The sequence below is a fragment of the Pantoea sp. SGAir0183 genome, assembly GCF_043545505.1.
Genome location: NZ_CP028053.1, coordinates 1,152,128 through 1,165,714, shown reverse-complemented (window position 1 = coordinate 1,165,714; position 13,587 = coordinate 1,152,128). Strand labels below are relative to the sequence as shown.

The 13,587-nt window shown below is 57.6% G+C and carries 8 protein-coding genes; all 8 read right to left on the bottom strand.

The genetic code is table 11. The annotated features are described in order from the left end of the window. Positions 1-10 precede the first annotated feature (10 nt). A complete protein-coding gene (hisS, locus tag C1N59_RS05595) occupies positions 11-1,285 on the bottom strand; it encodes a histidine--tRNA ligase (protein WP_006120624.1) in 1,275 nt (424 codons plus the stop codon). A gap of 105 nt (positions 1,286-1,390) precedes the next feature. Continuing rightward, positions 1,391-2,512, bottom strand: coding sequence for a flavodoxin-dependent (E)-4-hydroxy-3-methylbut-2-enyl-diphosphate synthase (gene ispG, locus C1N59_RS05590; RefSeq protein ID WP_033740886.1), 1,122 nt, complete (start codon positions 2,510-2,512; stop codon positions 1,391-1,393). 39 nt (positions 2,513-2,551) lie between these two features. Then, a complete protein-coding gene (gene rodZ / locus C1N59_RS05585) occupies positions 2,552-3,568 on the bottom strand; it encodes a cytoskeleton protein RodZ (protein WP_039339986.1) in 1,017 nt (338 codons plus the stop codon). Further along, entirely contained in the window at positions 3,558-4,289 is a 732-nt protein-coding gene (gene pilW / locus C1N59_RS05580) for a type IV pilus biogenesis/stability protein PilW (protein WP_033740890.1), read from the bottom strand. The genes rodZ and pilW overlap by 11 nt, the downstream gene beginning before the upstream one ends. A gap of 81 nt (positions 4,290-4,370) precedes the next feature. Further along, on the bottom strand, positions 4,371-5,540 hold the full coding sequence (locus C1N59_RS05575; protein WP_033740892.1) for a bifunctional tRNA (adenosine(37)-C2)-methyltransferase TrmG/ribosomal RNA large subunit methyltransferase RlmN: 1,170 nt from the start codon (positions 5,538-5,540) through the stop codon (positions 4,371-4,373). Between the two features lie 174 nt (positions 5,541-5,714). Then, positions 5,715-6,146 (bottom strand): nucleoside-diphosphate kinase, encoded by a 432-nt coding sequence (gene ndk / locus C1N59_RS05570; RefSeq protein ID WP_003848684.1) that lies wholly within the window; start codon positions 6,144-6,146, stop codon positions 5,715-5,717. Positions 6,147-6,322: 176 nt separating this feature from the next. After that, positions 6,323-8,647, bottom strand: coding sequence for a peptidoglycan glycosyltransferase PbpC (pbpC, locus tag C1N59_RS05565; RefSeq protein ID WP_394515049.1), 2,325 nt, complete (start codon positions 8,645-8,647; stop codon positions 6,323-6,325). A 12-nt stretch (positions 8,648-8,659) separates the two neighbouring features. Beyond that, positions 8,660-13,555 (bottom strand): alpha-2-macroglobulin family protein, encoded by a 4,896-nt coding sequence (locus C1N59_RS05560; RefSeq protein ID WP_394550410.1) that lies wholly within the window; start codon positions 13,553-13,555, stop codon positions 8,660-8,662. Positions 13,556-13,587: the final 32 nt, after the last annotated feature.

The window sequence follows — 13,587 nt, the reverse complement described above, 5'->3', positions numbered from 1 at the left end:
CATAACGCGCTTACTGTAACAGCGTGCGCAGTGCAGCCGCAGCATCCGCCTGCGCCAGCGTTTGCTGTTCGCCATTGCGCAGATCTTTGATCACGACCTGGCCGGCTTTCTGTTCATCTTCACCCAGCACCAGCGCCACGCGAGCGCCCCACTTATCTGCGCGTGCAAATTGCTTCTTGAAGTTCCCGCCGCCGAAGTTAGTCATCAGCTTCATGTCGGGCAGCTGATCACGCAATTTTTCGGCCAGCTGCATTGCCGCTGACTGAACGCCCTGACCTGAGGCGATAACATAGACATCGACATTACGCGCGGGTTCAAATTCTGGGTTCACCGCCTGCACTAACAACACCAGACGCTCCATGCCCATGGCAAAACCGACACCTGGCGTCGCACGTCCGCCCAGTTGTTCGACCAGGCCATCGTAACGTCCGCCGCCGCACACGGTGCCCTGCGAGCCGAGGCTGTCGGTGACCCATTCAATCACCGTGCGGTTGTAGTAATCGAGCCCACGTACCAGGCGCTGATTCACCGTGTAAGCGATACCGGCATCATCTAACAGCGCACGCAGGCCATCGAAGTGGGCACGAGATTCTTCATCGAGGAAGTCACCAAGCTGAGGCGCATCGTTCAGCAGCGTCTGAATATCCGGGTTTTTACTGTCAAGCACGCGCATTGGGTTGCTGTACATGCGGCGTTTGCAGTCCTCGTCCAGCGCCTCTTTATGCTGTTCCAGAAAGGCAACCAGCGCCTCGCGGTAACTGGCGCGCGCGTCAAGTGAACCGATAGAGTTCAGTTCAAGGCGCACATGGTCGGCGATACCTAACGCTTTCCACCAGCGGGCGTTCAGCATAATCAGCTCGGCATCAATATCCGGCCCCTGCAGGCCAAAGACTTCCACACCAATCTGGTGGAACTGGCGATAGCGCCCTTTTTGCGGACGCTCGTAGCGAAACATAGGGCCCATGTACCACAGGCGCTGTTCCTGATTGTAAAGCAAGCCGTGTTCGATACCAGCACGCACGCAGCCTGCCGTCCCTTCCGGACGAAGCGTCAGGCTTTCGCCATTACGATCGTCAAAGGTGTACATCTCTTTTTCAACCACATCGGTGACTTCACCGATTGCACGTTTGAACAGGGGAGTTTGCTCTACAATAGGTAAGCGAATTTCGCTGTAACCATAACTCGCCAGCACGGACTTCAGGACATCTTCAACTCGTTGCCAGATGGCCGTATCCGCAGGCAGAAAATCGTTCATCCCGCGAATCGCTTGAATATTCTTCGCCACGTTAAAATCTCTTAATGCAAAAAAACCTGTCCGGCATCATACCTCATGAGGATGAAACCGCACAGGCTCAGCTAAAAAAGTCGTGCATGCCGTACGCGCAAAGGATTATTTTTCCAGTTGCTGTACGTCGATACGACGGGTTTCATCCAGCATCGCCGCTTTGGCGCGAATGCGTGCTTCCAGTTGATCGATCATATTGTCATTGTCGAGACGATCGCGCTGACGGACACCGTCTTCGTAGAAACCGCTTTTCTTGTTGCTGCCGGTCACGCCCAGCGTGGACACTGTCGCTTCGCCCGGACCATTCACCACACAGCCAATGATAGAGACATCCATCGGCGTGATAATGTCTTCCAGTCGCTGCTCCAGCGCGTTTACCGTGCCAATCACGTCAAACTCCTGACGAGAACAGGTCGGGCAGGCAATGAAGTTAATGCCGCGTGAACGGATACGCAGCGACTTCAGGATATCAAAGCCCACTTTGACTTCTTCTACCGGGTCAGCGGCCAGCGAGATACGCAGTGTGTCGCCGATGCCTTCTGAAAGCAGTAATCCCAGACCAATGGCGGATTTTACTGCCCCCGCGCGTGCGCCGCCCGCTTCGGTGATCCCCAGGTGCAGCGGCTGCTCAATTTGTTTGGCCAGCAGACGATAGGACTCAACGGCCAGGAACACATCCGAGGCTTTTACGCTGACTTTAAACTGATCGAAGTTGAGGCGATCCAGATGATCGACGTGACGCATGGCCGATTCCAGCAGAGCCTGCGGCGTAGGTTCGCCGTATTTTTCCTGCAGATCTTTTTCCAGCGATCCGGCGTTAACCCCGATGCGGATGGGAATATTTTTATCGCGGGCACAGTCGACAACAGAGCGGATACGCTCGTTGTTACCAATGTTGCCGGGGTTGATGCGCAGGCAATCCACACCGTACTCCGCCACTTTCAGCGCGATACGGTAGTCAAAATGGATATCGGCGACCAGCGGGACATTGACCTGCTGCTTAATCAGTTTAAACGCTTCGGCGGCATCCATCGTGGGCACCGACACGCGAACGATATCCACCCCCACGCGCTCAAGGGCTTTGATCTGACTGACCGTCGCGGCCACATCGGTGGTGCGGGTGTTCGTCATTGACTGAACGGCGATGGGCGCACCATCGCCAATCGGCACCTGGCCGACGTAAATACGTTTGGACTTACGGCGGATAATGGGTGCTTGGTTATGCATATTTCTTCTCCACAATTGCCCGGAACACGCGTTACGCTGTTATTGCGCACCCAACGTCAGGCGAGCAACCTGGTTATTACGGATAAAGCGACTTAAATCAACGGGTTTATTCTGATATTCGACATGAACAGCTGCCGGCGCACCAATTTTCAGACGATACGGGGCCGTTCCTGACAGGCTCAGTTTACCGCCACTGCGCTGAATACCGCTAAACAGTTTTTTGCCCGTCGCATCGCTGACTTCCAGCCAGCAATCAGCCGTGAAAGTCATCACCACCGCATTCGGATCGGCGGCAGGTTCGCTGACGGCCGCTGCGCCCACAGGCATGGGCTGCGTAGCGTTCGACGACGTCGGTGCGGTAGTGTTCTCTACGGGTGCCTGACTGGGTGAAACCACGGCATTGTTCTCTGCCGAAGAGGAGGTGGCTGCATTTGCGTTGTCGTTTTCAGCGGGCGTGCTGGCCGCTGTGCCGCTGTTAGCAGGAGCAGGGTTCGCCGCGCTGTTTCCACTGGTTAACGGCACGCTGGTACTGTTATCCGCTGGCGCGGAGGACGAACCACTGTTTTGCCCTAAGGGAATCGACTGGCTGTTGTCACCGCTGCTGCCATTTTGATCGGCCATCGACACCAGTTCATCCTGAGAGGCTTTATGGTTTTGCCACCACCAGGCCCCCGTCAGACCCACGACAACAAAGACCACCAGCCAGGTGAAGATCATTAACCAGCCGTCCCGCTTCTTGCGGCGTTTACCCAATGAGAAGCTTTGCATCGGTTCGATTTTGGCTGCCCGCACTGGCGTCTGTTTTGCCATCATCGGCAGCAGTTCCTCTTCAGGAATATGCACCAGACGCGCATAGGAACGAATATAACCGCGCAGGAAGGTAGAGGCTAAATCCGCAGGTGACTTGTCTTCTTCAATATCACGCACGGTAGAAAGTTTAAGGCACAGGCGTTCAGCGACATTTTGCTGCGTAAGTCCCATTTGCTCACGGGCGATACGCAGGCGGGCACCTGTGGAATGAACTGCAGAATTTTCTTGAGTGGCTTCAGTATTCATTAGCTAAATAACGCTGGTACTGTATCGATTGCGGAAAACGTCGCGCTAACTGGTCGCCATAACGTGAAACGTCTGCGTGATTTCCCTGTTGCGCGGCGAAACGTATGTGTAACGCCAGGCTGCGTGCCGTCTCCGGCAGCGGCTGGTAAAGCTCTAACAATAGCGCCAGGTTAGCCCATTGGTCATGTTCGACCGCTCTTTCAGCTTCAGCCAGCAGCGATTCTCCCTTACTTCTGTCCGCATCACGCGCATAAGACAATGCTGCTCGCGCTGACTGTCTGTCCCCTGCCCGCAGATAACAATATCCCGACAGTTCGTACGCATCGATGCGGGCGTCTCCTTCCTGCGCATCTTTTGCCCGGATAAACTGTTGATGCGCTTCATCATACTGCCCTAAAGTGCAAAGAAACGCACCGTAATTGTTAGCGATGTAACCATTATATGGGGCAATTTGCTGCGCCTGTAAAAAATGAAGATGCGCAGCAGAAGTTTGCCCTTGACGCTGAGCGAGCCTGGCAAAGGCCAGCTGCACCCGATAATCCTTTGGCGCTGCCGCCTGCGCGCGAAGGAAATTACGGCGCGCCGCACTGTAATCGTTTACGGCAAGGTAATGCATACCCAGCTGTAAACGCAATTCTGCGGCCCCGGGTTGCGACGGTGAACTGACACAACCGCTTACAACAAAAACGGCCAGTAGCCGCGCGCCTGCTCCTTTGCGCATAAGGTTTCCTCCCTGTCATCCGTGTGGTGAGCAGCAGCCTGCCACGCCGGTAACCGATCAGAAACCCTGTTCGTCCGCCTTTCAGATCGCCTTCACAGATATGGCTTCACCGGCCATCTTCTTACGCAGGGTACGTTTGGTGCGGTCGATGACTTCACCCGCCAGCTGACCACAGGCGGCATCAATATCGTCCCCGCGGGTTTTACGCACAATGGTGGTAAAGCCATAGTCCATTAGCACCTTAGCGAAGCGGTCAATGCGGCTGTTTGAGCTGCGACCATAAGGTGCGCCCGGGAAGGGGTTCCAGGGGATCAGGTTAATTTTGCACGGTGTTTCTTTGAGCAGTGCCGCCAGCTCATGCGCATCATCGGTGCTGTCGTTCACGTGGTCCAGCAGCACATACTCAATCGTGACACGTCCCTGGTTGGCGTTGGATTTACCAATATAGCGTTTGACTGCCGCCAGGAAGGTTTCGATGTTGTACTTCTTGTTAATCGGCACGATGTCATCGCGCAGTTTATCATTGGGCGCATGCAGCGAGATAGCCAGCGCCACGTCAATCATGTCACCCAGCTTGTCGAGAGCCGGAACCACGCCCGAGGTCGACAGCGTCACACGGCGTTTTGATAAACCGAAACCGAAATCATCCAGCATGATTTCCATTGCCGGGACGACGTTATTCAGGTTGAGCAAAGGTTCGCCCATGCCCATCATCACGACGTTAGTGATAGGACGCTGGCCGGTCAGTTTGGCTGCACCGACAATTTTTGCCGCACGCCAGACCTGGCCGATAATTTCGGAGACGCGCAGATTGCGGTTAAAGCCCTGTTGTGCCGTTGAGCAGAATTTACATTCCAGTGCACAGCCCACCTGGGAGGACACGCACAACGTGGCACGGTCGCCTTCCGGGATATATACCGTTTCCACCAGTTGATCGCCCACGCGAATAGCCCACTTAATGGTGCCGTCCGTTGAACGCATCTCTTCGGCCACTTCCGGCGCGCGAATTTCGGTGAGTTCCATTAAGCGGTTACGCAGCTTTTTATTGATGTCGGTCATCTGCTCGAAATCGTCGCAGCAGTAGTGGTAAATCCACTTCATCACCTGATCGGCACGGAACGGTTTTTCACCCAGGGACACAAAGAATTCGCGCATCTGCTGACGGTTAAGATCCAGCAGGTTAATTTTTTGGCTTTTGGGCGAAACGGAAAGCGGTGAGGTGGACGCGGGCGTCACAATCTGTTCGGACATAGTGTTCTCTGGCCTCGTTGTTACACGTTATGGCGCGGTTGGGAAAAGAAAAAATTACGCCTTCACTAAGCTGGCTCAATGAAGGCGCAATATTGTACAACATCTGCTGCCCGATAACAGGTGCGAGTGACCGCGGGTCAGCAGATTTTTGTAAAGCCGTGTACGCGTCAGTAATTAACGGGTACGTGGGCAGATTTCGTTTTCGCCGAAGAAGTACGCGATTTCACGGGCTGCAGACTCTGCAGAGTCAGAACCGTGAGTAGCGTTTTCGGTGAAGCTGTCAGCATAGTCAGCACGCAGTGTACCGGCCAGTGCGTTGGCTGGGTTAGTTGCACCCATCAGGTCACGGTGACGCTGAACGGCATTTTCGCCTTCCAGTACAGAAACCACAACCGGGCCAGAGGTCATGAATTCAACCAGACCGTCGAAGAACGGCTTGCCCTGGTGCTCTGCGTAGAAACCTTCAGCCTGCTCTTTGCTCAGCTGCAGCATTTTTGCGCCAACGATTTTGAAGCCTGCGCTTTCAAAACGGTTGTAGATAGCACCGATCACGTTTTTCGCGACGGCGTTTGGCTTGATGATAGAAAAAGTACGTTCGATTGCCATGATGACCTCTGTCTTGACGTTCTGAAGAAACCGAGGGCGCACGCCCCGGCTAAGAAACGGCGCCGATTATAGGGGTTGAGTGTGACGTTGCCTATCACAGAACCCATAATTTCTTGAAAAATCTTGATCTGTGTCGATGCGGAAGGCTTTCAAATCTGATTTAGCGCAAAAAACCATCATCCCCGTGTGAAGTTAACGGTCGCAAGCTGCCCGGCTTCATCCATCACCACCAGTTGATAGTCACCTGAGCGATCAAGACGCAGCGACAGCGTGCCGCTCTGGTTTTCCGCCGTCACGGGTTCACCGTTCAAAAACCACCAGCGCTGATTACCCTGCCCGCCCTGTGCCGCAACCGGCATGACCAGGGTGGAATTACCCGGCAACGGCTGCACCCGTTGCCCGTCAATGACGCCTGTGACAATCAGCGGCGCACTGCTGCCCTGCGTAAGTGGCGGGCACTGACTGTCGATAGCCGGTAACCGCTGACGCCGTCGCTCCTGCAACGGTAGCCAGGCTTCCAGCGGTAAGGGCCACAGTAAACGATCGTGGCTGACAGCGTGCGGACAGTCAGCCGCCACGCGGCGGCCCTGGTCATTTAGCCAGTAGCGCAACCGTAAACCGCTGAGGCTTTCCTGGCCCGATGCCAGCAAGGTGGGCGGCAACGTGTCATTCAACACCCAGCTCTGGCGGCGCTGGCGGCAGTTTTCATCGCCCACAGGCAGCGGCTGTCCGCCCGGCCAGCAGATGCTGGCCACCGTAACCGATGCGGGACGAGGATCAACGGGCACCTCCTGTCCGGCTAAACGGTTCATCAGTACGCTGTTTACCTGATTCATCACGGGAACGGCAGACGCAAAACCAAACTGCCCTGCGACGGGCGTTGCATCGGGACGGCCAACCCAGACGCCGATCAGATAGCGGGGATTCATGCCCACCGCCCAGGCATCGCGATAGCCATAGCTGGTGCCGGTTTTCCACGCCAGCGGTACAACCGCAGGCAGGTTCCCTTTGCCCGCAGGCTGCGCTTCACCCGCCAGGACACGGCGGATAATCCACGCCGCGCCGGGCGAAAGCAGAGGCCGCTGCTGCAACGGTTGATCGGGCATCCAGCGCAGTTGCGCGGCGTTGCCCCGACGCACGAAAGCGCTGTACGCCGCAACGATCTCGTCCATGCGCGCGCCGGTGCCCCCCAGGATCAATGACAAATTCGGCTCGGCGCCGGGCGGAAAGCGCAGGTTAAGCCCGACATTGCGCAGGCGGGCCGCGACATTTTTGGGACCCAGCGCTTCCAGCACCTGCACCGCAGGCAGATTAAGGGAACGCACCAGCGCTTCGCTGGCGCTGACCGGCCCATGAAAACCGGTATCGAAGTTACCCGGACGGTAGTCGCCAAAACGGCGCGGCACATCCTGCAGCAGCGACTCGGCATGAATCAGCCCGTCATCCAGCGCCATGCCATAAACAAAGGGTTTTAAGATCGATCCCGGTGAGCGTACGCTGGCAATCATATCGACATGCCCGAAGCGGTTGTCGTCAGCAAAGTCAACGGAACCAACATACCCACGTACGGCCATGGTGGTGTGATCGACCACCAGAATGGCCAGCGAGGTGCGCGGCGGCAGCTGATTTTTGATGTTCAGCGTCATACTTTCCAGCTCACGCTGCAGCGACGGGTCCAGCGTTGAGACGATTTTTTCGTGAGTGCTGATCGACAACAGCCGCCGGGCCAGCAAGGGTGCCATCTGCGGCATTTGCCGTGGTGGCAGCCAGACCGGTTCCTGGCGGATCTCGGCCACCTGACGCGCAGACCAGACGTGATATTGCGCCAGACGGTCCAGCACTTTATTACGTGCCGCCTCAGCCCGTTCCGGCCAGCGGTCGGGCCGCAGGCGGCTGGGTGACTGCGGCAGCACGGCCAGCAAGGCGGCTTCCCCGCGGGTTAACTGCGACGGGGATTTGCCCAGCCAGCTCCAGCTGGCTGCGCCAATGCCTTCCAGCGTGCCGCCAAAGGGCGCGCGATTAAGATAAAGCGTCAGGATGTCGCGTTTTGACAGGTGCCACTCCAGTTGGAGGGCACGCCATGTCTGAATCAGCTTACCGCGCAGCGTCCGCGGCTGCGGGTCGATAAGCCGTGCCACCTGCATCGTTAAGGTGCTGCCACCGGAAATCACACTACGATAGCGAAGATTCTGCCAGGCGGCCCGCAGCACAGACAGCGGATTAATACCAGGGTGATACCAGAACCAGCGATCTTCATAGGTCAGCAACGCCTGGATATAGGCGGGCGAAACCTCTTCCGGCGTGACCGGATAGCGCCAGATCCCCTGACTGTCGGCAAATCGCCACAACGGCGTACCGTCCTCCGCAACCACCACTCGCGCAGGCTGGACCGCTTTAAGCGGCAGTGGTGACAGCCGGTCCAGTATCAGCAGCGCAAGCAGCAGCCCCAGAACACAAAGCGGCAGCGCCAGCAGCCACCGCTTTCTGATGTGCCTGATCACGCACGCACCCGATTACTGTACATGCAGCTGCTGCGGTGTGCTGCCAATGGCGCGCCATTCGGGCACGTACATGGATTCCACCTGCGGCGGGGGCAATTGATAGCGCCCCGGTGTAACTGCCCGCGCCAGATAAATCAGCGTGGTGGGACGATACGTATCGACGGCCAGAGCGGCAACAAAGCGGTCATCACGGAACTCAATATGCCTGATGCTGGCCTGTTGCATATCCATCATGCTCTCTTTTAAGGCATCGGCGCTGTCCCCCAGACTGGCACTGCTGTCCGCCAGGTTCTGATTTTCCAGCTCCAGACCGGCGGGCAATAAATCCACCACCAGCGCATCGCTAATGCTGCGTTTGGCTGAGACCGTCAGGCGCACCACCAGCAGTTCTCCGCTGCGCAGATTATTCAAATCGGCAGCCTGCCCATCCAGCGTAAAGTACTCGCGTTTAATCGCCATCATATGGCTGACTGGCGCAGGTGGACTCAGCGGATAGCCGACCACGTTCAGACTGGCGTACAGCGGCGTGCTGCCGACATTACGTACGTCAACGCCCTGAGTCAGTTGCTGATGATCCAGTCCTTTATTTAGCGGCGCATCTCCACTCACAGGCTGATCGCTACCCGGAAGTTGCGCCTGCCAGCGTTGCCCGTTGGCGGTTTGCAGCGTCCGGGCCGCCAGGTAAAGGGCATTATTCTCCTGAGTAGAGAACCAGCGCTTGCCCGTCACCTCTTTAGACAGTGACAGCAGCAGGCTGTTTTGCAGGTCCGGCTGCAGCTGATTTTCAGCCAGCAGCGCAATCATCATGCCCTGATCGCGCACGGTACTGCCGTAGTCGCCAAACCAGCGGTTCTCAGCGCGTGGCAGCGTTGCCCCCTGCATCACCGCCAGTTGCGCACGCTGTTCATCACCCATTAACTTTAGCGCAATGCCCAACTGCATCAGCGCCAGGCCCGACTGGGCCTTGTCACGCTTTTCATACAGCGCACGTAAGGCACCCAGCGGTGCCCGCTGCTGGCGCGCCAGCACCAGTCCGGCATAAGCCTGCACGCTGAAACGTAACGCTTCGACGTGCTGGCTGCCGCCTCCGGTGATCTGCGCCGGGTCCTGAAGATAACGCAGCAGGCGCGCGTTCGCCCGGCTGACGACCTCATCAGGCAACGCATAGCCCGCCTCACTGGCGCGCAGTAAGAAATCCGTTACGTAAGGCGTTAACCAGAATTCTTCTTCGCTCTGTTTGCCCCATAAACCAAAGCTGCCGTCCGCGCGCTGCATGCCCGCCAACCGGGCAATACCGGTTTCCACCGCTGCCCGGCGAACCTCATCAGAGCTGGTTTTGATACCCATGGCGGTAAGTTGCGCCTGGCTGGTGTACAACGATGGCCACAGCCCGCTCGCCGTTTGCTCCAGACAACCGTAGGGATAGGCATAAAGCGCACTGATATAGCGCGCAATATTCAACGGTGGGCGATTACTCAGCGTCAGTTGTCCACTGAGCGTAGCCGCGTCCAGATCGGCAAAGGCTGCCGCTGTCACCTGCCACGGCTGCTCGCCGTTGATCACCGCGTCAAAACTGAGCGTCTGGGCCGGATAAGGGGGCCTGACGCCAATCTTCCACTGCTGCTGGCTGGGCCGCACCTGCTCACCCGGCAGATTCAGGCCTGAAATCGTGACCTGAACGTCACCGTCACCAAAACCATTTTGCGCGGTGACCGGCACCTGTAGCGTTTTCCGCTCACCTTTGGCCAGCGTCACGTTTTGCGTGGCCGCGCCGGACAGCGCAATAAGCCCCCGGGCTGCGAGATCCACCTTCAGCGTTTGCGGTAAATCGGTCAGGTTGGTGATATCCAGCGCCAGCGATGCGCTGTCGCCGCTGGCCAGGAAGCGCGGCGTGGTCAGTTCACTGACCAGCGGCGCCGCCACAATCAGCTTGCGCTCTGCCGCGCCAAAGCTGTCATCGCTCCAGACCTGCGTCATCAGGCGCAGTTCACCGTTAAATGCCGGGACAGGGAGCGTGATCGAGCCCTTGCCGTTTTTATCCAGCGTAACAGCCTGTAGCTGCTGAGCCACAATGTTGACGTGGGTAACGGGTTTCTTGCCGCCGCGCGTCAGCGTGTCGTCTTCGCCGTCGCCGCCAAAGCGCAGCGCTGCCAGGCGTCCGCCGCCTTCAATCAACTGCCCAAACACATCGTACTGGTCGACGTTATAACGTTTACGGCCGAAAAAGGCCTGCCAGGGATCCGGGGTTTTGTAATCCGTCACGCTCAAAACCCCGCTGTCCACCGCCGACAGCAGCACATGCACCTTCTCCGGCAGCGGGCCGCCTTCACGACTGGCCTGCACATTGACCGTCAGGTTCTGCTCAGGGCGAACCTTTTCGGGCGCATCCAGCGTCAGGGTCAGGCGGCGCGCGTCGGTCGCCATCGGCAGATGTAGCAGTCCGACGGCACGTTTTGGCGTAGCGCCGCTGGTCTTGTCCCCTTCCCGTACGACAATGGCACTAAAATAGAGATCGTGACGCTGCCAGCTGTTGGCAATCGGCACATCCACCGTCGTCCCGCCCTGCGGAACGGTCAGCGGCTGCCACCACAGCGTGCCGCTGCTGGACTCAACCATCAGATAGCCCTTACCGGCCGTGGGCGATTCCACCTGCAGATGCACGGTTTCTCCGGGCTGATAAGCGGCTTTGTCTAAGCGGAGTTTGACCTGATCCGGGCGCAGAGCGCCCGTACCATTAGTATTATCCTGCCAGTCATAGCCCGCCTGAAAACGCACGCTGCTGACAATTTTTTCACCCGCCTGCACTTCCAGTCGGTAGCTGCCCCACTCGACCGGGAAGCTGACTTTGGTACTGCCCTCAGCGGGCACCGTAATCGATCGCTCATCTTCCTGCAGATCTTTCGCGTCGTAGCGTGACTGCCAGCCTTCACTGTTAGAGAAGCTCCAGTAGTAGTCACGACGTTCGCGAATCAAGCGCACATTCAGCTTTTCTGCCGCCAGCTTTTCGCCCTGACTGTTGGCGTAAACAATGTCAAAATCGGCCAGGCTGTTTTCCGGCACGGTCGGCTCATCGCGATAACTGTCACTGCGGTAATCGTAGATCGACTTGTTGCCGAACAGGGGGCGAATGCCCGGCAGCGCCTCCGCGGGCCAGATCGCCTGAGTGGCACGTCGGGTCACAGGCCGTCCACCCGTTTCCAGCAGGCTGGCCTGTAAAATCAGGTTTAGCGGCGAGTGAAGCTGGTCCCACTGATTCTCGACGGTTAGCTGGGCTTTGCCGTTCGCATCCAGTTTGATATCCACATCACCCAGGCTGCGTTTGACGCCCTCCTCAGTGATATCCCCAAACTGATAGCCAGGCAGCGCTGCCACCGCGTCCCGGGCAGGACGTAGATAGAGCTGCCCCTGCAGCGCATTCCCCGCCGCAGGCGCACCATAGAGATAACGCCCCTCAACGTTAAAGGTGATATCCGCATCGGCAGGCTGAGGTTGCTCATCGTTTTTCAGCGTCAGCGCCATGCGCTCTGGCAGGAAATCTTCGACGCGGAAATGCCACTGACGCGGCAGGTTATCACCGGTGTTAAGTCGCAGCATCCAGCCACCAGTCATGGCGGTCGTGGGCAGGCTGAATCGCTGCTGATACAACCCGTCCTGCGGTTGCCAGACAAAGGTGCGCACCACTTCACCGTCGGGCTGTACCACTTCGGCTTTAACCGGCTGGGCCGGTAACGGTTTGCCATCAGCATCACGCAGCAGCGCATTGACGATCACCGTTTCGCCGGGACGGTAGATATCGCGCGGGCCAAACACGAACAGCTGCTTGTCATAGCCCTCCGGTCCCGCCACGGGAAATTCGGCTAAATCTAATGCCGGGCGAGCCAGATCGATGAGGGAGGTTTGATCGCCCTGTATTGCCAACAGGAACTTGCCCTTGTCTTCGGCTTTCAGACGCACATGCCCGCTGCTGTCGCTGGTGCCGTTTTGCAGGACCTGCCCTTTATCGTTCAGGACTCTGACATTGACGCCTGAGAGCGGATCGCCGTTTTCCAGACTCTGGGCAAACAGCTCAAACTGGCCCGGAAAACGGTGCAGTGACAGGCCGATATCGCTCAGGGTGAAGAGCGTGGCTGGCATACTGTAATGATACGTGCCGGCCTGTTTCATCACGGCCAGATAAACGCCCGGTTGCTGAAGCGGCTTGATGTCTTTTAGCGGCAGCTGCAGTTTTTCCCGCGTATTGCGTGCCGGGTTAAGCTCAAAGCGGCCGCTGTAAACCAGCTCACTGGTTTTAAGCAGCTCCTGAGATTGCCAGGTTGTGAGATTACTCCCGTTATTCCACTGGGACAGGAATTGCGCCAGGCCCGCGTTTTTAATCCTGAAAAAATCGACATCCACCTGATCGACATTCAAGGCCAGCACCGGCAGGCCCTGCGCAATACGCAATGGCAGCAAAGAACCGCGACTGGCGAAGCCCACCATCGGCTCAATGTCGCGCGTGGTGATTTTTTGGCTGTAAGCCGCGGTCAGCGTTTCACCACTGGCGGCGCGCAAGCCCGGATCGACGGTCACAGTAAAGTGCCGTGAGGGTTCAGGATGGCGAAAACGCAGCGCCTTGCGATTCCCGGACAGCTCCCAAGCGCCATCCACCTTGCCGCGCTGATCGTCCGTCAGCCGGACCTTTTTGGCCACGTCCTGCTTATCATCAAGCGGCTGGTTGAACGTTAACACCAGTGCGGCGGCACCCTCAAGCTGGAGCTCGGAGAGGTCGATAATGCTCAGCGGCTTACTGACCAGCGTACTGGCGGCAGGCGTTTCAGCGCTGACGGAAAAAGCAGGTAACGTGGCGGCAGACAGCAGCGCGCCGCCGATCAGCATGCTGAACAGCAGCCGGTTAATGCGTTGTTTCATGGTAAATCCTTCACCGTGCCCCAGGGGAATTG